The sequence below is a fragment of the Streptomyces spectabilis genome, from assembly GCF_008704795.1.
GTDB classification, from domain to species: domain Bacteria; phylum Actinomycetota; class Actinomycetes; order Streptomycetales; family Streptomycetaceae; genus Streptomyces; species Streptomyces spectabilis.
This window is the reverse complement of record NZ_CP023690.1, coordinates 8282358-8304540: the sequence shown is the minus strand read 5'-3', so window position 1 is coordinate 8304540 and position 22183 is coordinate 8282358. Positions and strand designations below refer to the sequence as shown.

The following is a 22183-nucleotide window of genomic DNA, read 5'->3' as shown; positions in this document are numbered from 1 at the left end:
GCAGGAATAGCCGGTGGCGTATCCCTCAACCTGGTAAGGTTTTCCGCTTCTTGACACGTTTCGCGCCCTGGAATACTGTTCCAGCGATTTCCGGCACGGTGGAATTCAGCTCTTCCAGCAGTGCGTATCTGTGAGGTTTTCCTTGACGCATTTCGAAGTGCCTTCGGACCCCACGGACGCGGATGTCGTCGTCGTGGGCAACGGACCGGTCGGTGCCGTGCTTTCGGTGCTGCTCGCCCAGCGCGGCCTGCGCGTGACCGTGCTCGAGCGCCGCCGCCGGCCGTATCCGCTCCCCCGGGCGACCAGCTTCGACGGGGAGACGGCCCGGCTCCTCGCCGCCGCCGGCATCGGCCCGGACCTCGGCCGGATCACCGAGGCGGCCAACGGCTACCAGTGGCGGACCGCCGCGGGCGCGGCGCTCCTCGACATCCCCTTCACCACGGCGGGCCCCTACGGCTGGCCGGACGCCAGCACGATGCACCAGCCCGCCCTGGAGGAGCTGATCGCGGCCAGGGCCGCGGCGCTCGGGGTCACGGTCCTGCGCGGCCACGAGGCTGTGGGGATCGCCGACGGCGAGCGGCGGGTGGAGGTGACGGCGGCCACCGGCGACGGCACCACCCGCGTCCTGTCCGCACGGTGGGTCGTGGGCTGCGACGGCGCCAACAGCTTCGTGCGCGACCACCTCGACGTGCCCGTCACCGACCTCGGGTTCTCCTACGAGTGGCTGCTCTGCGACGTCGAACTGCGCGAGCCGCGCGCGTTCACCCCGACCAACGTGCAGCTCTGCGACCCGGCCAGGCCCACGACCCTGGTGGGCAGCGGCCCCGGGCGGCGGCGCTGGGAGTTCATGCGCCTGCCGGGCGAGAGCGCCGCCGAGCTGAGCGGGGACGCGGCGGCCTGGCGGCTGCTCGCCCCGTTCGGCGTCACCCCCGACACCGCGACGCTGCTGCGCAGCACCACGTACATCTTCCAGGCCAGTTGGGCCGACCGGTGGCGCGTGGGCCGCGTCCTCCTCGCCGGGGACGCGGCCCATCTCATGCCGCCGTTCGCCGGGCAGGGCATGTGCTCCGGCATCCGGGACGTGGCCAATCTGGCGTGGAAGCTGGATCTGGCGCTGCGCGGGCGGGCGGCCCCGTCGCTCCTGGACAGCTATGCGGAGGAGCGCCGCGCGCAGGCCAGGGAGGCGATCCTGGCGTCGGTCCAGCTGGGCCGGCTGATCTGTGTGACGGACCCCGTGGCCGCCGCCGAGCGGGACGCGACCGTGCTGGCGGGCCGGCGCGGGCGCGCGCCGTCGGGGCCGGAGCCCGCGAGGCCGCTCCCGGGCGGGCTGCTGCACCAGCGGTCCGCGGGACAGGCACCCGCGGGCGCGGTCGTCCCGCAAGGGCGCGTGGACCGGGACGGCTCCTGCGGGCTCTTCGACGACGTCGTGGGCCGCGGTTTCGTGCTGCTGACCACGGATGACCCGCGGGCCGCGCTCGACGCGGAGCGGCTCTCCTTCCTCGACGGTCTTACGGCCCACGTGGTGCGGCTGGTGCCACCCGGAGCCGCGGCGAAGGACGCGCCCTTGGCCGTGGACGCCGCGGCGCCCGGCGTCGTCGAGGTGGTGGACACCGATGACGTCTACCGGCCGTATCTCGCCCGGTTCGGGGCGACGGCCCTGCTGGTCCGCCCGGACTACCACGTCTTCGGCGCCGCGAGCGGGCCCGACGGCACCCGGGAGCTGCTCGACGACCTGCGGGACCAGCTGCGCGCACCGGTCCCGGCCGGCGCACCGCGCGGGGCCGTCTGACGGGCCGTCGCACGATCCGCCGCGGGCGGTCAGGCGAGGCGCAGCGGAAGCTCCGCGACCCGGGTGAAGCCGGGCCGCAGCGCCCACGGGATCTCCTCGCGCGGCACCGCGAGGGACATCCCGGGGAACCGGTCGAACAGCGCCCGAAGCGCGACCTCCGCCTCCAGATAGGCCAGCGGCGCGCCCAGGCAGTGGTGCACCCCCATCCCGAAGCCGACGTGGCTCCCGGCGCCCCGGTGGACGTCGAGGCGCTCGGGGTCTGCGTACTTGCGCGGGTCGGTGTTCGCGGCCAGGAGCAGCGGGGTGACCGCCGAGCCCGCGGGGATCCGCACGCCGCTCAGCTCGACGTCCTGCGCCGCGTACCGGGGCTGCGCGAACTGGGAGGGGCCCAGACGCATGAGTTCGCGCACCGCGGGCTGCCAGCGGGACGGGTCCTCGCGCAGCAGGGCGAGCTGGTCGGGGCGTTCCAGGAGGGCGAGCACGGAGTTCCCGAGGAGGTACGTCGTCGACTCGTGGCCTGCGGTCACCATGGTGAAGACGAGGGTGACCATCTCCCGGTCGGAGAGCCGGTCGCCGTCGTCCTCCTGGGCCTGGATCAGCGCGGAGATCAGGTCGTCGCGCGGCTCGGCGCGGCGGCGCCGGATCACGTCCGTGACGTGTGCCGAGCACTCGCGCAGGATGGTGGGGAGGTGCTCGACCTGCATCAGGGACAGCACCCGCCCCCACCCCGACCACTGCGGCCGGTCCGCCTCGTCGATGCCGACCAGCTCGCAGATCACGGCGATCGGCACCGGGTAGCAGAACGACTCGACGAGGTCGACGGGCGTGCCGTCGCGGCCCGCTTCGGCCATGCCGTCGAGCAGCCGCGCGGTCAGCTCCTCGACGCGCGGGCGCATCTCGGCCACCCGTCGCGCGGTGAACGCGCGGGAGACCAGCTTGCGCAGCCGGGCGTGCGGGGCGCCGTCGAGGTTCATCATCGCCTTGGCGATGAGGTCCTCCACGTCGGACGGGATGTTGAGCTTCTTCAGGATGGCGTGCCCGCCGTCGGGGCTCTCGCCCCGTACGGAGGCCGGGTCGGTGACGAACCGCGGGTCGGTGAGGACGAGACGCACGTCGTCGTAGCCGGTGACGAGCCACATCGGTGACCCGAGGACCGTGCCGGCCAGGACCGGCGCCTGCTCGCGCATCCGCGCGTACATCGCGAAGGGGTCGGCGGTCAGGTCCGGCGAGAGCAGGTCGATCGGCTCGGTCGCGTTCTCGGCGGTGGCTGTCATGGGGGTACCCCTTCTGCGTCGAGGAAAGTGACCTGCTGACCCACCGGCGGGCGACAGGAACAGGGACGGGCTCTGCCGTACGGGGCGGCGAATGACCGGCGTCCGGTATTTCTCCGTGCTCCACTTCTCCGTGCTCCGGCGATTCCCCGTGCTCCGCCGATACGCCGTGCTCGCCGATACGCCGTGCTCCGCCGATCCTCCGTGCTTCGCCGATACGCCGGACGATAGGCCAGCCATAACTGGTTGAGCACCCCTCAACCTGATAAGGATTCCCGGCTGTTCTCCCGACGCTCCGCGGAATCCGGAAAGGGGCGTGGTGCGATCAGGCGGGCCAGCGACACCGCGCCGTGCAAGGAGGAAAGGCCGCCGAGCGCGGCCCGCTCCACCGGGAGCGGGGGCAGGCCGGGGCGGGCCAGTTCCGTGACGTGGTCGGCGACGAGGCCGGCGAATCCGGGGATGCCGCTCGCGAAGCCGCCGCCGACGCGTACGAGGCGCGGCCGGAGCAGCTCCTGGACGCCCACCGCCGCGGCGGCCAGGGCCCGGCAGGTCCTGCGCAGCGCGGTGACGGCCCACGGCCGCCCGTCGCCCCAGGCCGTGAGCAGGTCGTCGAAGGTGACCGCGCTCCCCCGCAGCCGGTGCGCGCGGCGCAGTGTCGCGGGGCCCGAGGCCAGCGCCTGGAGGCAGCCCCTGCGGCCGCAGTCGCACCGCGGGCCGCTCAGCTCGACGACCATGTGCCCGGCCTCGAAGGAGCCGCGGCCCGGCCCGGGGCACGGCTCGCCCCCCAGGACGAGGCCGCCGCCGACGCCCGTACCCACGCCGAGGTAGAGCAGGTCGTCGCAGCCCGAGGCCCTGGACTCCGCGAGCGCGCCGAGGTCGCCGTCGTCCGCCCAGGCGAGGGCCGCTCCGGGGAACAGCGGGCGCAGGGCCGCGCCGAGGTCCGTGCCGGTCCACTCCGGTCTGCCCGGCCAGGCGCGGACGTGCCCGTCCGGGTCGACCGTCGCGGGCATCGCGACGCCCACCACCCGGAAGGGGACACCGAGGCGCGCCCGCAACTCGTCGACGGTGTCGGCCAGTTGGCGTAGGTCTCGGGCGGCGCTGTGCCGCGGGTGCCACGCGAACGCGCTCTCGTGGACGCACTCCGCGTCGGTCTCCGCCCGGAAGGCGACCTTGGTGCCCCCGATGTCGACACCCAGGTACAGGGCGCTCTCCCCGGCCGGGGCGCTCTCCATACCGCGGGCCCTTCCTCAGGCGCCCGGCACGGGCGGGCACAGGTCCAGCAGGTCGGCCGGGCGGCGCAGGACGGCGTCCGGCCGGGCGGCGAGCAGTTCGTCCGCGTCGTCCACGGCCCACAGCGCGGCGATCGCGGCCACTCCGGCGCCCTGGGCGCTGGCGAGGTCGGTCGGCGCGTCGCCCACCATGAGGGCCTCGTCGGCCCTCACCCCGAGCAGGCGCAGGGCGTGCTCCACGATGTCGGGCGCGGGCTTCGGCCGGGGCACCTCGTCCGAGCCGAGCACATGGGCGAAGAACGGCAGGAGGCCCAGTTGTTCCAGCAGGGAGCGCGCTCGCGGCCCGCTCTTGCCGGTGGCCACCGCGAGCTTGATCCCGCGTACGCGCAGGGTCAGGAGCAGTTCGACGACGCCCTCGAAGACCGGCACCTTGGGGGCGAGGCGGTAGCTCTCGCGGACGAACGGCTCCTCCATCTCCAGGGGCAGGCCCATGATCCGCATGATGTCCGGGAAGTAGCGCCCCAGGTGGCGCCGGTACTCGTCGAACGGGGCCGGGCCCTCGCCGACGACCTCCTTGTAGGCGAGGGCGAACGCCTCGTTCATCACGGCGAAGCTGTCGACGATGACGCCGTCCAGGTCGAAGACCACGGCGCGCCTGACGGGCGCGAGCGTCGCCGCGGTCCTCTCTCCCCGGCCTTTCGCGTGCTCCTCGTCCAGTACGTCGGACGGCTCTCCCGATACCGCTGATGTCATGGGTTCTCCCCCGTCCACCGCCCGGCGGGCACGTCGTTCCGCGCGGGTGCGGAACGGGCCGAGGCGTAGAAGTCCTCGATGACGCGGACCGTCGTGCGGGCCTCGCCGACGGCCCTGCCGCGGCTGCCCGGTTCCTTCAGGGCGGCGGCGAGGCCGTCGAGCTGCCGCCGGTACTCGTCGCCGATCGGCTCGTCCGGCACGGGGACCGCCGTGGTGGTGCCTTCACGAGTCAGTGTCAGGACCGACGCGGGGTGGCGGTTGGGGCTGAAGCCGAACGTGCACCGCAGCTCGGCGGTGCCCGCGCTGCCCACGAGCTGGACGCGGGTGACGTCCAGGGCCTCGTGCGACGCCCATCCCGCGCGCAGCGACACGGAGATCCCGTCGGCGCGGACGAGGAAGCCCCGCGCGGTGTCCTCGACGTCGCCGGGGGCGCCTGCGGCCTCCGGCCGGTCACGGCGCCAGGCCGCGCCCCAGGCGGCGGCGTTGACGAAGTCGCTCGACGTGACGCCGACGACCTGGGTGAAGGGGACCGGGCCGAGCAGCGAGGCGAGCGTGTCGAAGAGGTGCCAGCCGAGGTCGAACAGCACGCCGCCACCGGCCTCGTCGCGCCGGGTGAACCAGCCGCCCGCCCGGGGGACGCCGCGCGCCCTGATCCAGGAGAGGTCGGCGTGCCGGACGTGGCCGAGGTCCGGCACCAGGCCCGCGAGGGCCGCCACGTCACCGCGGTGCGGGGCGGCACTGCCCGCGAGGAGCGTGGCGCCGCCGTCGCGTTCGGCGGCTTCAAGGACGTCGGCCTCGGCGGCGGTCAGACAGACCGGCTTCTCCAGGAAGACGGGCACGCCCCTGCCGAGGAGGGCTCCCGCCACCTCGGCGTGCAGATGGTTGGGCACGGCGACGACGGCGAGGTCGACGTCCTCGGCGGTGAGGGCGCCCGCCGTCGGGTGCACGGGAACGCCGAGGGCGGCGTCGAAGGCGGCCCGCGCCGCGGGTTCGGTGTCGACGGCGGCCACCACGTCGAAGTCGGCGTGCGCGCGCAGCCGCGGCAGCCAGAGCTCACGGCCCGCCCAGCCGAGCCCGACGACGGCCGTCCTGACGCTCATATGGCGGCCACAGCGTCCGCGACGATCGCGGCGGTCTCGTGCTGGGCCTGCTCGGCGGCGAGCAGCACCCGGTGGTGGAGCCAGACGCAGTCCCGGCTGATGGCCTCCGTGCGCGGGCAGCGCTCGGCGACCTCGTCGGGCGTCTCGTCGGGCGCGCCGATCTCCCAGAAGGCGTCGGTGCGGTAGATCGCGCGGAAGCCCGCGAACGCCGGGACGCCCGCCTCCACGAGCCGGTCGACGAGCGCGTTGCGCTGCTCCTCGCCGATGCCGGGGACGCGGAACATCGCCATGTAGTGCGAGGGGAAGTCGGTGCGCTCGTCGCCGCGCTGCGGGACCACTCCGTCGATCGCGCCGAGGAGTCCGGACAGGAGCGCCCAGCGCCGTTGCCGGGTGGTCACCTGCTGTTCGAGGCGGCCCAGTTGGGCGCGGAGCACGGCCGCCGAGAACTCGTTGAGGCGCAGATTGGATCCGGCGATCTCGTGCAGGTACCGGCGGTCGGTGCGGGGCCGCCCGCAGCTGTGCCGCAGGAACGCCGTCTCGTACATCTCCGTGTCGGGGAAGAGGACGGCACCGCCCTCGCCCGCGGTCATGAGCTTGCCGTTCTGGAAGCTGAACGCGGCGACGGAGCCGAGTTCGCCGACGCGCCTGCCGCGCCACCGGGCGCCGTGGGCGTGCGCGGCGTCCTGGAGCAGCGGGACGCCCGTGTCGGCGGACAGCTTGGCGAGGGCGTCCATGTCGGCCATGAAGCCCGCCATGTGCACGGGCATGATCACCCGGGTCCTCGGCGTCACGGCGGCGGCGGTCGCCGCCACGTCGATGGAGTACGTGTCCTCGTCGACGTCCACCGGGACCGCGACCGCGCCGAGCCGCTGGGCCGCCTGGGAGGAGGAGATGAAGGTGAAGGCCGGGACGACGACCTCGGTGCCGGGGCCGACGCCCATGCACTGCAGGGCGAGTTCGAGCGCGTGCGTCCCGTTGGTGACCGCGAGGGCGTGGGCGGCGCCGTGGTGGTCGGCGAACTCCCGCTCGAAGGACTCGACTTCGCTGCCGCCCATCCGCCACCACTGGCCCTGTTCGAGGGCGCGGACGAGACCTTCGCGCTCCGTCTCGTCGTACTGCGGCCACGCGGGGAATTCCGGCGTCTGTCGCACGTTCATGTTTCTCCAACCATGGATCGGCTCGACGCGGGGTGCGGGACAGTCGGGGCCGCGTGCCGCGGAGGGGAGAAAAGATGACCAACAGGTCCAAAGTAGAGGCCTGGCGACGCCCCCGCATCCCTCGGTCAGGTAGTCGGCGCGCCCTCGGTCCTGCACCGGGCCGGGCCTCAGGAAAGCCCGAAGAAGGCCTGGTAGGCGTCCAGTTGGCCTTCGAGCATGTGAATGCCGTGGTGGACGGGGTGGCCCAGGGCGGCCGCCTCGCGCAGGAGCCTCGTCTCGCGGGGCTTCATCACGATGTCGGCCACCACGCCGCCCGGCGGCAGTCCGTCCGGCGAGAAGGGCAGCGGGTCGTCGGGGCGCAGGCCGAGCGGGGTCGCGTTGACGGCGATGTCGACGTCCCGCAGGTGCGGTCCGTCCAGCGCGCGGACCCGGCCGGGCCAGTGGGCGTCGAGGCGGGCGACGAGGGCGCCGAGCTTCGCGGTGTCCGTGTCGTACGCGGACAGGCGGTCGACGCCCGCGGCGAGGAGGGCCGCGGCGATGGCGCTGCCCGCGCCGCCCGTCCCGACGAGCGCCACGTGGGCGCCCTTGGGCCGGTGTCCGGCCGCGACGAGCCCCGTGACGAAGCCCGAGCCGTCGAAGTTCTCGGCGAGCCAGGCGCCGTCGGCCTCCCGGCGCAGCACGTTCGCGCTGCCGACGATGTCCGCGGTCGGGCCGCACCGGTCGGCGAGCCGGCGTACGGCCACCTTGTGGGGCACGGTGACGAACATGCCGTCGAGGTTGTCGATCCCCCGCAGGCCGCGCACGACGGCGTCGAGGTGCGGCGGCCGGGCGTGCACCGGCACGAGCACGGCGTCCATGCCGAGGCGTGCGAAGAGCGGATTCATCAGGGCGGGCGCCTGGACCTGGGCGACGGGGTCTCCCAGGACGGCGTACAGCCGGGTGGTGCCTTTGATGGGCGTGCCGGGAGGGTGTCCGGTCATCGCAGCCTCACCTCTCTGTTCGTTCTGTTCGTTCTGTCCGTTCCGTCCGTCACACCGGCCGCCGCGAGGTCCGCGACGGCGGTGGCGAGTTCCCTCGACTGCTCCGCGTTGAGGCGGGGGTCGCAGGCCGTGCGGTAGCGGGCGGGCAGGTCGGCCGCGGTGAGGCCACCGGCGCCGCCGACGCACTCCGTGACGTCGTCGCCCGTCAACTCGACGTGCAGGCCGCCGGGGTGCGTGCCGAGGCGCCGGTGCACGGCGAAGAACCCGGCGATCTCGTCGAGGACGTGCCGGACCTCGCGGGTCTTGTAGCCGTTCGCCGCGGTGTACGTGTTGCCGTGCATGGGGTCGCACTGCCAGATCACCTGGTGTCCCGAGGCGGTGACCTTCTCCACGATCGCGGGCAGGACGGCACGGATCCTGGTGTGCCCCATGCGGCTGATCAGGGTGAGGCGTCCCGGTTCGCCGTGCGGGTCGAGCCTGCGCACGTAGTCGACGGCCTGCTCCGGGGTGGTACGGGGGCCGATCTTGAGGCCGATCGGGTTGGCGAGGAGGGCCGCGAACGCGATGTGCGCCCCGTCGGGGTCGCGGGTGCGCTCGCCGATCCACAGGAAGTGTCCGAGGCCGCTGGCCAGACGGGGCTCCGGCCCGCTGGTGTCCACGCGCAGCGAGGACCGCTCGTAGTCGAGCACGAGCGCCTCGTGGCTGACGTAGCGGCCGCTCTCGCCGGGCGGCGGCCGCGTGCCGGGGCGGAAGTCCCGCACCACGGCCATCGCGCGCGCGGCGTCGGCGCGGGCCCGCAGCATCCGGGCGGGGTCAGGGGTGCGGGCCGCGGGCGTGGGCTCGATCGAGTTGACCAGGTCGCCGCGGTAGACGGGAAGACCCCGCGCGTCGAGGGGCCGGGAGCGCGGCTTGGCGTACTGCCCGGCCATCCGGGCGACTTCGACGACCGGCCGTCCGGTGCGGCGGGCGAGGAGCGCGGCCATGTCGGCGAGCACGGTCAGGTTGGCCCGCTGGTGGGCTTCGGTGTTCTCGGCGAAGGCTTCGGCGCAGTCCCCGCCCTGGAGCAGGAACGCCTCGCCGCGCGCGACCGCGGCGAGCCGGTCCGCGAGGCGCGCGGTCTCGGCGGGCGTCACGAGCGGGGCGGCCCGGCTCAGGGACGCCACCACGGCTCGTGCCCGCTCCGGGTCCGGCCAGTCCGGCTGCTGGGCGGCCGGTCTCGCCAGGGCCGCCGCCAGTTCGCCGGCCAGGAGGCGGTGCGCGCGGCTCACGTCCGGGCCACGTGGGTGGTGGCGTCCCCGACGAGGTCGGCGAGGGGCGCCCGCGGCATCTCCTCCAGGACGCGCGCGACCGCCTCGGGCGGCACGTCGCTCACCAGCTCCGCGCCGGCCGGGCCGTCCAGGACGAACGCGAGACCCGTGATGGCCTTCTTGTCGTGCCGCATCAGCCTGAGCAGGGCCTCGGGTTCGACCTCTGCGGGCAGTGCGGCGGGCAGGCCGTAGTACGCGACGACGTCGTGGTGTTCCGCCACCCGCGCCGGGCCGATGCGCCCCAGGGCACCGGCGAGGCGCCCCGTGAAGACCGTTCCGACGGCCACCGCCTCGCCGTGGCGCAGGGCGTAGCCGGTCGCCTTCTCCAGGGCGTGGCCCAGCGTGTGGCCGTAGTTGAGGACGTGCCGCACGCCGGTGTCCCGCTCGTCCGCCTCCACGACACGGGCCTTGAGGGTCACGCTGGCCGTGATCTGTTCCACGAGCGGAAGGCCGCGCAGGTCGGCCGCGCCGATGAAGTGGCAGCGGGCGATCTCTCCCAGGCCGTTGCGGAGTTCCCGGCGCGGCAGGGTCGCGAGGTAGTCCGTGTCGCACAGCACCGCGCTGGGCTGCCAGTACGCGCCGACGAGGTTCTTCCCGGCCGGCAGGTTCACCGCCGTCTTGCCGCCGACACTGGCGTCGACCTGGGCGAGCAGCGACGTGGGCAGGTGGACCACGGGCACGCCCCGGTGGTACAGCGCGGCCGCGAGGCCGACCACGTCGGTCGTCGTGCCGCCGCCGCAGGACACGACGACGTCCGACCTGGTGAGCCCGAACCGCACGAACTCACCGCACAGCGACTCCACGGTGGCGAGGGTCTTGTCCCGCTCGCCGTCCCTGGCCCGCAGCAGCAGGGTCTCCACGCCGGTGTCGGGCACCCACTCCTCGGGGCGCGCCGACACGACGACGGCCCGCCGGGCGCCGAGGCGCCGCACCACGTCGGCGAGCGACGCGCGCACGCCCGGGCCGATCAGCACGTCGTACGCGTGACCGTCGAGACGCAGCACCACGGTGGCCATCATGTCGCCCAGTCGCCGGACAGGATGCGGAAGACCAGGTCGCGGTGCTCGTCGTCGTCCTTGATCGTGCGCACCTCTTCACGGCCGTCGCGGACCGTCAGGTAGCGCCGTCCCTTCAGCACGACCTGGCCGTTGTCGAAGGTGCGGCCGCACAGGACGTCCTGGCCCCCGTGGGCCCCGGTGGCCGCCTCGATCTCCCCGAAGATGCGGTCCGTTCCGCGGGCGATCGGGCACGCGTCGGACGCCGTGGGGGCGGCCGCGTACTCCCGGTTGAGGTACTCCTCCAGCTCCTTCCAGTCGCTCCACCGGCGGGGCGTGGTCGTGAAGGTGTAGACGACGCTCCACCGGCTGACCCGCCCCCGGCGCTGGAGGGCGAACCCGGGCCCGTTCTCGACGAGGCGGTACTGGCAGCCGTACTGGCTCTGCACCGCGTCGGTGATCCGCAGCGGCTCGATGTAGTTGGGGCCCGGGTAGCCGACGTCGACGAGCCACTCCTCGCCGTCCAGGGCGACCCGGCTGAACATGTGCTCCACGTCGAGCCCGAAGTTCTCGCGGCCTTCGGCGGTGCTGCCCGCCATCAGCGTGACGTCGTAGCCGAGTTCGCCGAGCAGCCGGTGGAAGAGCCGAGCGAGCTGGAAGCAGGTGCCGCCGTGCCCGTCGACGACGCTCGTCTCGAACATGGCGTCCTCGTCGAGGTCGACGAGCCGGATGCCGTCGCGGAGGTCCTGCGCCGCGCCGTTGTACGGGATCGCCATGAGGTGGTTCTTGTGCAGCTTCCGCAGCGTCCCGGCGTCCACGCCGGTCTCTGTGCCGCAGCCGATCCGCTGGAGGTAGTTGCCCACGTCGAACACGTCGTCGCCTCTTTCTGCTCGCTGGGGATTCACGTCGTGATGGCCCGGGGCACCGGGATCACCGGGTTCCTGCGGAGGTCGCTGCCGGGGCCGCTGCCTGTGCGCCGCACAGCAGCGCGTGCAGGTGCGCGGCGAGCGCTCCTGGCGTCGGGTGGTCGAAGACGAGGCTGGGAGCGAGTTTCCGCTCGGTGAGGGCGCGCAGCCGGTTGCGGAGCTCGATGGCCGTGAGGGAGTCGAAGCCGATCTCGAAGAGCCCCTGGTCGGCGTCGATGTGGTACGTCGTGCCGTGGCCGAGGACCGCGGCCACCTGCGACCGCACCAGGTCGAGCAGCAGCTGCGCCTGCTCGGCGGCGGGCAGTGCGGCGAGCCGCTCGGCGGGCCGCCGGTCCTCGTCTCCTCCGCCCGCCGCGTGCGCCAGGTGCCGGCCGGCGCGTACGAGGCCGCGCAGCAGGTGCGGCACCCCGCCGCCGGCCGCCGCACCGGCCCGCACGCCGCGCAGGTCGAGCCTGGCCGGGACGAGGAGCGTCTGCCCGGACCCGACGGCGGCGTCGAACAGCTCCATGCCCTCCGTCGGGCTCATCGCCGTCAGACCGCCGCGTCGGCTCATCCGGCTCTTGGTGAGGTCGTCCGTGCGGGCGGCCATGCCGGTGCTCTGCTCCCACAGCCCCCAGGCCAGCGAGAGCGCGGGCAGGCCCGCCGCCCGCCGGTTGGCCATGAGGCCGTCGAGGAAGGCGTTGGCCGCGGCATAGCTGCCGCTGCCCGCGCCCATGAAGACGCCCGACACGGACGAGTAGACGACGAACGCGTCCAGATCCAGGCCGCGCGTCAGGTCGTCCAGATGCCGCACCGCCTCCGCCTTCGGCGCGAACACCCGCTCAAGGCGCTCCGGAGTCAGCGCCCCGATCACGCCGTCGTCCGTCACGCCCGCCGTGTGGACGATCCCGGTGAGCCGATGTTCGCGGCCGTCCGGCACGGCCGCCAGCAGGGCCTTGACCTGGTCGCGGTCGGACAGGTCACACGCTACGACCGACACCGTCGCGCCCTGCCCGGTCAGCTCGGCCACCAGCTCCGGCACGCCCTCGGCGTCCGCTCCCCTGCGACTGGCGAGCAGCAGCCGTCGTACGCCGTACCGGGTGACCAGGTGCCGGGCCGCGAGCGCCCCCAGCGATCCCGCGCCCGAGATCAGGACCGTACCGTCCGGCCCGAACGCCACGGGGGCGTGCGGGACTTGGCCGGTGACGCGGGCGAGGCGGGGCACGGAGAAGCGCGTGCCGCGCACCGCCAGCTGTGGCTCACCGCTGACGAGGACGGTGCCCAAAGCATGTTCCATATCGGTTTGGGTGTCGGTGTCGAGCAGGACGATCCGGTCCGGGTTCTCCGCCTGCGCGGCGCGCACCAGGCCCCACACCGCCGCTCCCGCCGGGTCGGTCACCGCTCCGTCGCCCGCGGGCACCGCGCCCCGGGTCACCACCAACAGCCGCGACTCCTCAAGGCCGGCCCCGGCCAGCCAGCACTGCACCACGTCGAGGACCCGGGAGGCCAAGGACAGCGCCGCGGCCTCCTCGTCGCCGCCGACGGCGTCCATCACCGCCAACGCCGGGGCCGCCGCCGTGCCCGACTCCACGTCGTCGGCCAGTGTCGCCACCTCTTCCGCGGTGGCCACCGCCACCCACGACGGCGAGCGCCGCACCTCCCGCACCGGGGGCAGCTCGGTCCACTCCACCCGGAACAGCGAGTCGACGCGCGCCGTGCCCGACGCCGTCTCCAACTGTTCGGCGGACACCACCCGACCCACCAGCGAGTCCAGCGTCACGACCAGGCCACCGGCCTCGTCCACCGCCTCCAGGGACAGGGCGTCGCGCTCGGGCCTCGCCACGCGAACCCGCAGCGCCGAGGCGCCTGCCGCGTGCAGTTCGAGCCCGTTCCAGGCGAACGGCAGCCGCAGCTCAAGTCCGTCCTCACCGCCGGAGGCGCTGTCGGTGGCCGCCGTGAGCGCCGCCACGGCGTTCAGCATGGTCGAGTGCAGGGCCGCGTCGAGGAGCGCGGGGTGGATGCCGAACCTGCCCGCTTCCCCGCGCTGCTCCTCGGGCAGCGCGACCTCCGCGAACACCTCGTCGCCGCGCCGCCACACCGCCCGCACGCCCCGGAACGCGGGGCCGTAGCCGTAGCCGCCCCGGGCGAGCAGGCCGTAGCCGTCGCCGATGTCCACCGGCTCCGCTCCGGGCGGCGGCCAGGCCGCGAAGTCGTAGCCGCCGCGGGCACCACCGGGTCGGCCGCTGGCCGCGAGGAGTCCGGTGGCGTGCCGCGTCCACGCGTCCGCGCCACCGTCGTCGGCGTCCTCGCGCTGGGAGTACACCTCCACGGTCCGCCCACCCGTCTCCCCGGGCCCGCCCACCGCGACCTGCACCCGCACCCCACCACGCTCGGGCACCACCAAAGGCGCCTCGATCACCAGCTCTTCGAGAACCCCGCACCCGGCCTCGTCACCGGCCCGCACCGCAAGCTCCACAAGTCCGGTGCCCGGGACCAGTACGACTCCACTCACCGCGTGGTCGGCCAGCCAGGGGTGCGTCCGCAACGACAGACGTGAGGTGAAGACCAGGCCGTCGGACTGCGGCAGCCGCACCACCGCGCCCAGCAGCGGGTGTGCAGCCCCCGCGAGTCCCAGCGACGCCGCGTCGGTGGCCGACTCGGCCGGCTTGAGCCAGTAGTGCCGGTGGTCGAAGGCGTACGTCGGCAGGTCCGCGCGCGCCAACTGGGCCCCGGCCCCGGCGGGCAGCGCGCCCGCCCACTCCACGTCCACTCCTCTGACGAACAGCTCGGCCGCCGACGCCAACAGCCTGCGCAGGCCGCCCTCTTCACGCCGCAGCGACCCGGTCACCACCGCCACGCTGTCGGCGTCGTCGACGATCTCGGTGATCGGCTGGACCAGTACGGGGTGGGCGCTGACCTCCACGAACACGCCGTGGCCCTGGCCCAGCAGCTCCACGACCGCCGGGCCGAAGCCCACCTGGCCGCGCAGATTGCGATACCAGTACTCACCGTCCAGGACTCCGGCGTCCTCCACCCAGCCACCGGTCACAGTCGAGTAGAACGGCACCGTGGGAGCCTTTGCGCTGACCTCGGCCAGGGCTTCGGCGAGGGTGTCGCGGATGTCCTCCACGTGGCGGGTGTGGGAGGCGTAATCCACGGCCACGCGCCGCACCCTCACCCCGTCATCGGAGAGCACCTGGAGGACCTCGTCCAAGGCCTCGGCATCACCGGCGACCACCACGGAGGACGGCCCGTTGACGGCCGCGACCTCAACCCGGTCCGACCAGACCTCCAGACGACCGGCCGCCTCGCCCTCGCTCAGCGCCACCGACGCCATGCCCCCACGACCAGCGAGCCGCGCCGCGATGGCCTGGCTGCGCAAGGCCACCACCCGCGCCGCGTCCTCAAGGGACAACGCGCCCGCCACACAAGCGGCCGCGATCTCCCCCTGCGAGTGACCGAGCACCGCATCCGGCTTCACTCCCACGGACGCCCAGACCGCCGCCAACCCCACCATCACCGCGAAACTCGCGGGCTGCACCACATCCACCCGCTCCAACAGGCCGGGCTCGACCTCACCCCGCAATACGTCGACCAGCGACCAGTCCACCAACGGCTCCAACGCCGCCGCGCACTCCCCGACCCGCTCGGCGAACACCGGCGAGCAGTCGAGCAGTTCACGCCCCATCCCCACCCACTGCGAACCCTGCCCCGGGAACACCCACACCACCTTGCCCGGCACGCCAGAAGCCGCAGCCCTGCCGGACACCACCCCAGCCGCGTCCTCACCCCGGGCCAACGCCCGCAGCCCGGCCAGAGCCTCCGCAGACGAGTCGGCCACCACCACCGCACGCTCACCAAGAACCGCCCGCCCCGACACCAACGCCCCCGCCAACGAGACACCACCCGCACCCGACTCCACATACGACACAAGCCGATCAGCCTGACCCACCAACGAACCCGCACTACGCGCCGACACCACCAACGGCACCACACCCGCCCACACCGGCCCCTCCACCACCGGCTCCTCAAGGCCCTCCTCCAGAATCAGATGCGCATTCGTCCCACTGATCCCGAACGACGACACCCCAGCCCGACGCGGACGCCCGTTCCGCGACCACTCCCGGCCCTCGGTCAACAGCTCCACCGCACCCGCCGACCAGTCCACCTCGGCCGTGGGCTCATCCACATGCAGGGTCGGAGGCATGACACCGTGCCGCAGCGCAAGCACCATCTTGATGACACCGGCCGCGCCGGCGGCCGCCTGCGCATGACCGATGTTCGACTTCAACGAGCCCAGCCACAAGGGCTGTTCGGGGTCCCGCCCCTGCCCGTACGTCGCCAGGAGCGCCTGCGCCTCGATCGGGTCGCCGAGGACCGTCCCGGTGCCGTGGCCCTCCACCACGTCCACATCGGACGGGGACAGACCCGCGTTGGCCAGCGCCTTGCGGATCACGCGCTGCTGCGAGGGGCCGTTCGGGGCGGTCAGGCCGTTGGAGGCGCCGTCCTGGTTGACCGCGCTGCCCCGGAGCACCGCGAGGACGCGGTGGCCGCGCTCCCGCGCCGCCGAGAGGCGCTCAAGGACCACCAGGCCGACGCCCTCGGACCAGCCGGTGCCGTCGGCCCCCGCGGCGTAGGACTTGCAACGCCCGTCCGTGGACAGGCCTCGTTGGCGCGAGAACTCCACGAAGGCCCCAGGTGTCGCCATCACGGCGACGCCCCCGGCGAGGGCCATCGAGCACTCCCCCTGCCTCAGCGCCTGCGCTGCCAGGTGCATCGCCACCAGCGACGACGAGCACGCCGTGTCCACCGTCACCGCAGGACCCTCGAAACCGAAGGCGTACGACACCCGGCCCGACGCCACACTCGGCGCCGATCCGGTGCCCGTATAGCCCTCCACGTCCTGTGCGGCCGCGCCCATCCCATAGCCCTGGGTGGAAACGCCGGAGAACACCCCGACGTCCGTTCCCTTCAGCGACAGCGGATCGATGCCCGCCTGCTCAAGCGCCTCCCACGAGGTCTCCAGGAGCAGCCGTTGCTGCGGGTCCATGGCAAGGGCCTCGCGCGGTGAGATGCCGAAGAACCCGGCGTCGAAGAGCCCCGCCCCCTGGAGGAAGCCGCCCTGACTGGCGTATGACGTACCGGCGTTGGCAGGGTCCGAGTCGAACAAGCCCTCCAAGTCCCAGCCCCGGTCCTCAGGAAACCCCGACATACCCTCACGACCCTCACACACCAACCGCCACAAACCCTCCGGGTCCACCACCCCACCCGGAAGACGGCACGCCATCCCCACGATCGCAATCGGCTCATCAGGATCCACGACGACGGGCGCGGCGGAGGCGACGGCTCCGTCCGCCGTCTCGGCCAATTCCTCGCGCAGGTAGCGGGCGAGCGCTTCCGGGGTCGGGTAGTCGAAGACGAGGGTGGCGGGGACCTTGAGCGCGGTCGCCTCCCGCAGCCGGTTGCGCAGTTCCACCGAGGTGAGCGAGTCGAAACCGGCTTCGTTGAACGCCGTGTCCGGTCGCACGCCCCCGGGGCCGGTGTGCCCGAGCACGACCGCGGCCTGGGTGCGGACCAGGTCCAGCAGCAGGGCATCCTGCTCCGCCTCGGTGAGTCCGGCCAGGCGGCGGGTCAGTTCGCCGCCGCCGGAGGAGGCGGCCCGCGCCTGCTGCCGACCCGTCCGTACGAGGCCGCGCAGCAGGTGGGGAACCGCCCCGCCGGATGCCGCACCGGCGCGCGCCGCCCGCAGGTCCAGCTTGATCGGGACCAACAGGGCGTGCCCGGACGCCGCCGCGGCGTCGAACAGCTCCATGCCTTCGGCGGGCGTGATGGCCAGCACGCCGCCACGGTTCGCGCGTGCCTGGTCCACCTCGTCCAGGTGCGCGGTCATGCCCGCGGTCTGCTCCCACAGACCCCAGGCCAACGAGAGGCCGGGCAGACCGGCGGCCCTTCGGTGGGCCATCAGCCCGTCGAGGTAGGCGTTCGCCGCCGCGTAGTTGCCCTGACCTGCCGATCCGAAGACCCCTGACGCGGAGGAGTAGACGATGAACGCGTCCAGGTCCAGGCCCAGTTCACGGGTCAGCTCGTCGAGATGGCGCACCGCGTCCACCTTCGGCGCGAACACCCGCTCAAAGCGCTCCGGAGTCAGCGCTCCGATCACCCCGTCGTCCAGCACCCCTGCGGTGTGGACGACGCCTGTCAGAGGGTGCTCGTCCGGGACCGATGTCAGCAGGGCCTTCACCTGGTCGCGGTCGGAGACGTCACACGCCACCACCGACACCGTCGCGCCCTGCTCGGCGAGTTCGGCCACCAGCCCGGCCACACCCTCGGCATCGGCGCCCCGGCGACCGGCGAGCACCAGATGCCGTACGCCATGCCGCACGACCAGATGGCGGGCCACCAGGCCCCCCAGGGAACCTGTTCCACCAGTAAGTAGAACGCTCTTTCCAGCACCGAATACGTTCCCCGCCCCCGCCACCCCAGCCGAGACACGAGCGAGCCTGGGCACGGAGAGAGTCCCCCCACGCACCGCGACCTCTGGGGCTCCGTCGGCGAGTGCCGCTCCCAAGGCCGCGTCCGGCGTGCCTTCGGCCGCGGGGTCGGCGTCCAGGAGGAGGAACCGGTCCGGGTTCTCCGCCTGCGCGGCACGCACCAGACCCCACACCGCCGCACCCGCCGGGTCGGTCACCGCACCGCCGCCCGCAGGCACCGCACCCCGGGTCACCACCACCAGACGCGACTCCTCAAGCCCGGCCGTGGCCAGCCACGCCTGTACGACGCCCAGGACCCGGGAGGTCACGGCGAGCGCCGCGTCGGCGCCCGTACCGCCCACGGCTTCCAGGACGGCCACCGTCGACGGCTCGGCGCTCCCGGCGAGGGCCGCCACGTCGTCGGCGGTGGCCACCGGGGCCCAGGTCGGCGCGTCCCCCCGCGCCAGGGGCAGCTCGGTCCACTCCACGGCGAACAGCGCGTCGGTGACCGCCGCGTCCGCCGCGCTCTCCAACTGCCCGGCGGACACCGGCCGTGACACCAGCGAGTCCATCGTCACGACCAGGCCACCGGTCTCGTCCGCCGCCGTGAGGGACACGGCACCGGGCCCGCCGGGCGTCAGGCGTACGCGGAGTGTCGCGGCACCGGCGGCGTGCAGCACCAGGCCGTTCCACGCGAACGGCAGCACGGGCTGGTCTGGGCCCTTCGCGGCCGTGTCCGCGGTGGCGGCGAGCATCCCGGCGTGCAGGGCCGCGTCCAGGAGCGCGGGGTGGATGCCGAACCTGTCGGCGTCCTTGCGCTGCTCCTCGGGCAGGGCGACCTCCGCGAAGAGCTCCTCGCCGCGCCGCCATACCGCTCGCAGGCCGCGGAAGGCCGGTCCGTAGCCGTAGCCGCGTTCGGTCAGTCCGTCGTAGAAGTCGCCGGGGCGCACGTCCATCGGCTGTGCTCCGCGCGGCGGCCAGGCGGCGAAGTCGAAGCCGTGGTGGTCCTGGGTCGGGGCGGTGGCCGACAGGAGGCCGGTGGCGTGTCGCGTCCAGGTGTCGGCGGCGTCGTCGTCCTCGCGCTGGGAGTAGACCTCGACCGGGCGAGCGCCCGTCGTACCGGGTGCGCCCACTGCTACCTGCACCCGCGCCGCGCCGCGCGCGGGCACCACCAGGGGCGCCTCGACCACGAGTTCTTCGAGGGCCCCGCACCCGGCTTCGTCACCGGCGCGCACCGCGAGTTCCACGAGGCCGGTGCCCGGGAGGAGTACCACGCCACCGACCGTGTGGTCGGCGAGCCACGGATGTGAGCGGAGCGAGAGCCGTGAGGTGAGGACGAGGCCGTCGGACTGCGGCAGCCGCACCACCGCGCCGAGCAGCGGATGCTCCGCCGCCGTCTGCCCCAGCGACACGGCGTCCGTGGCCGACTCTCCGGGCTGTAGCCAGTAGTGCCGGTGGTCGAAGGCGTACGTCGGCAGGTCGAGGTGCGCGGACGTGGCTCCGGCGGGCAGCAGGCGCGCCCAGTCCACGGCCACGCCGCGCACGAACAGCTCGGCCAGCGAGGTGAGGAGCGTCCGCTCCTCGGGGCGCCCGTCGCGCAGGGCCGCGACGCAGGTCACCCTGGTGGTGGCGGTGGCCGTCTCCTCGACCAGGCCGGTCAGGGCCGCGCCAGGGCCCAGTTCCACGAACAGCGCGCCGCCGAACTCCACGGCGGCGGCGATGCCCTCGGCGAACCGCACCGGGCTGCGCACGTGCTCGGCCCAGTACCGGGGATCGGCGAGTTGGCCGGGCTCGGCGAGCCGCCCGGTCACGTTCGAGATCACCGGGATCGCGGGCCGCCGCCACGCCACATCGGCCAGCTCGGCGGTGAAGTCGGCCAGCATGGGCTCCATCCGCGACGAGTGGAACGCGTGCGAGACCGTGAGGCGCTTCGTCTTGTGCCCCCGTTCCCGCAGCAGGCCCGCCGCGGCGAGGACGGCGTCCTCGTCGCCGGTGAGCACGAGGGCGGACGGGCCGTTGACGGCCGCGACCTCCACGCCCTCGCCCAGGAGCGCGGCGGCCTCCTCCTCGCTCGCGACCACCGCGACCATGGCGCCGCCCGGCGGCAGCGCCTGCATGAGCCGCCCCCTGGCCGCGACGAGGCGGGCCGCGTCCGGCAGTGTCAGCGCGCCCGCGACGTACGCGGCGGTGACCTCGCCGATCGAGTGGCCGATCACCGCGTCCGGGCGTACGCCCCAGGACTCCACGAGGCGGGCGAGGGCGCTCTCGACGGCGAAGAGGCCCGCCTGGGTGAACACCGTCTGGTTCAGCAGGTCGGCGCTGCCCGCCACCGTGCCGAGGACGACGTCGCGCACCGGATGGTCGACCCGGCCGGCGAGGCACGCGTCCAGGTGCGCGCAGGCCTCGTCGAAGGCCTCCGCGAACAGCGGGTGCCGGTCGTACAGTTCGCGTCCCGTGCCCACCCGCTGCGAGCCCTGCCCGGGGAACACCCACACGACCTTGCCCGGCACGCCCGAACCGGCGACCCGGCCGGACACCACACCGGCGGCGCTCTCGCCCCGCGCGAGCGCGCCGAGCCCTGCCAGCGCCTCCTCGTGGGTGCGGGCGACCACCACGGCACGCTCGTCGAGCAGGGCCCGGTCCGACAGGAGTGCCCCGGCGACACCCGCCAGGGGCGGGCCGTCGGCGTCGGGCCACCGGGTCTCCCCGTACGCGGCGAGGCGCGCGGCCTGGCCCGCCAGTGCCCCGGCGCTGCTCGCCGAGACGACCAGCGGCACCGCGCCCCCGGGCTCCACGCGCTGCGCCGGGACCGGCCCGGTCGCGTCGGCGGGTGCTTCCTCCAGGATCAGATGGGCGTTGGTTCCACTGATCCCGAACGAGGAGATCCCGGCCCGGCGCGGGCGGTCGTCGCGCCGCCAGTCCCTGGCCTCGGCCAGCAGCTCGACCGCGCCCGTCGACCAGTCGACCTCGGTGGTGGGCTCCTGGACGTGGAGCGTGGGAGGCATGATGCCGTGCCGCAGCGCCTGCACCATCTTGATGACGCTTGCCACCCCGGCGGCGGCCTGGGTGTGCCCGATGTTGGACTTCAAGGAGCCGAGCCACAGGGGCTGTTGCGGGTTCCGTCCCTGCCCGTACGTCGCGAGGAGTGCCTGGGCCTCGATCGGGTCGCCCAGGGCCGTGCCGGTGCCGTGGCCCTCCACGACGTCGACGTCCGCCGAGACCAGTCCGGCCCCGGCGAGGGCCCGGCGGATCACCCGCTCCTGCGAGGGGCCGTTGGGGGCGGTGAGGCCGTTGGAGGCGCCGTCCTGGTTCACCGCGCTGCCGCGGATGACCGCCAGGACGCGGTGGCCGCGCTCCCGAGCGACCGAGAGGCGCTCCAGGGCCACGACGCCCGCGCCCTCGGCGAGTCCCATGCCGTCGGCGCCTTCGGCGTACGCCTTGCACCGGCCGTCGGAGGCCATGCCGCGTTGCCGGGAGAACGCCACGAAGGTGCCGGGCGTCGACATGACCATCGCGCCTCCGGCGAGGGCCATCGAGCACTCGCCCTGCCGCAGCGCCTGCGCGGCCAGGTGGATCGCGACCAGCGAGGAGGAGCACGCCGTGTCCACCGTCACCGCGGGCCCCTCGAAACCGAACACGTACGACACCCGGCCCGACGCGACGCTGCCCGCGACGCCCGTGCCGGTGAAGCTCTCCAGCTCCGGGGCGACGACCCCGGCACCGGCGCCGTAGCCCTGGCTGGACACTCCGGAGAACACCCCGACGTCGGTGCCCTTCAGCGACAGCGGATCGATACCCGCGTGCTCAAGCGCCTCCCACGAGGTCTCAAGAAGCAGCCGCTGCTGCGGATCCATCGCAAGGGCCTCACGCGGCGAGATGCCGAAGAACCCGGCGTCGAAGAGCCCCGCCCCGCGCAGGAAGCCACCCTGGTCGGTGTAGGACGTACCCGGGTTGTCGGGGTCCGGGTCGAACAACCCCTCCAACTCCCAGCCCCGGTCGTCGGGGAAGCCCGACACCGCGTCGCGTCCCTCGGACACCAGGCGCCATAGATCCTCGGGGCCCGTCACCCCGCCCGGCAGCCGACAGGCCATCCCCACGATCGCCACCGGCTCGCCCGCGTGCGCCGATCCCTGTTTCCGCAGCTGGTGCAGTTCCGTCGTGACGCGCTTGAGGTACTTGAGGAGCTTTTCGTCCGTGGCCATGTGTTCAGTCCTCACGAAGGTTGGA

The 22183-nt window shown here is 73.9% G+C and carries 11 protein-coding genes; 1 reads left to right on the top strand and 10 read right to left on the bottom strand.

Annotation, left to right across the window (positions count from 1 at the left end):
* Positions 1-157 precede the first annotated feature (157 nt).
* A complete protein-coding gene (gene mhpA / locus CP982_RS35320) occupies positions 158-1789 on the top strand; it encodes a bifunctional 3-(3-hydroxy-phenyl)propionate/3-hydroxycinnamic acid hydroxylase MhpA (protein ID WP_150514183.1) in 1632 nt (543 codons plus the stop codon).
* A gap of 29 nt (positions 1790-1818) precedes the next feature.
* Here mhpA and CP982_RS35315 read toward each other — a convergent pair whose 3' ends face one another.
* The 10 genes from CP982_RS35315 to CP982_RS35270 form a co-directional block, all read right to left on the bottom strand.
* Positions 1819-3063, bottom strand: coding sequence for a cytochrome P450 family protein (locus tag CP982_RS35315; RefSeq protein WP_150514182.1), 1245 nt, complete (start codon positions 3061-3063; stop codon positions 1819-1821).
* Between the two features lie 254 nt (positions 3064-3317).
* The gene (locus tag CP982_RS35310) at positions 3318-4292 is read right to left on the bottom strand and encodes an ROK family protein (protein ID WP_150514181.1); all 975 of its coding nucleotides are present in this window, start codon (positions 4290-4292) and stop codon (positions 3318-3320) included.
* A gap of 15 nt (positions 4293-4307) precedes the next feature.
* Positions 4308-5042, bottom strand: a complete 735-nt coding sequence (locus CP982_RS35305) for an HAD-IA family hydrolase (protein WP_150514180.1) — start codon at positions 5040-5042, stop codon at positions 4308-4310.
* Entirely contained in the window at positions 5039-6142 is a 1104-nt protein-coding gene (locus CP982_RS35300; RefSeq protein ID WP_150514179.1) for a Gfo/Idh/MocA family protein, read from the bottom strand. The genes CP982_RS35305 and CP982_RS35300 overlap by 4 nt, the downstream gene beginning before the upstream one ends.
* Complete coding sequence (gene rifK / locus CP982_RS35295; protein ID WP_150514178.1) at positions 6139-7299, bottom strand: 3-amino-5-hydroxybenzoate synthase; 1161 nt, start codon at positions 7297-7299, stop codon at positions 6139-6141. The genes CP982_RS35300 and rifK overlap by 4 nt, the downstream gene beginning before the upstream one ends.
* Positions 7300-7466: 167 nt before the next feature.
* A complete protein-coding gene (locus tag CP982_RS35290; RefSeq protein ID WP_150514177.1) occupies positions 7467-8279 on the bottom strand; it encodes a shikimate dehydrogenase family protein in 813 nt (270 codons plus the stop codon).
* The gene (locus CP982_RS35285; RefSeq protein WP_150514176.1) at positions 8276-9547 is read right to left on the bottom strand and encodes a 3-deoxy-7-phosphoheptulonate synthase; all 1272 of its coding nucleotides are present in this window, start codon (positions 9545-9547) and stop codon (positions 8276-8278) included. The genes CP982_RS35290 and CP982_RS35285 overlap by 4 nt, the downstream gene beginning before the upstream one ends.
* Positions 9544-10605: a 3-dehydroquinate synthase family protein gene (locus CP982_RS35280; RefSeq protein ID WP_150514175.1), complete on the bottom strand. Its 1062-nt coding sequence runs from the start codon at positions 10603-10605 to the stop codon at positions 9544-9546. Before CP982_RS35280 ends, CP982_RS35285 begins: the two co-directional genes overlap by 4 nt.
* A complete protein-coding gene (locus CP982_RS35275; RefSeq protein WP_150514174.1) occupies positions 10602-11453 on the bottom strand; it encodes an arylamine N-acetyltransferase in 852 nt (283 codons plus the stop codon). Before CP982_RS35275 ends, CP982_RS35280 begins: the two co-directional genes overlap by 4 nt.
* Before the next feature lie 58 nt (positions 11454-11511).
* Complete coding sequence (locus CP982_RS35270; protein WP_150514173.1) at positions 11512-22158, bottom strand: type I polyketide synthase; 10647 nt, start codon at positions 22156-22158, stop codon at positions 11512-11514.
* Positions 22159-22183 lie beyond the last annotated feature (25 nt).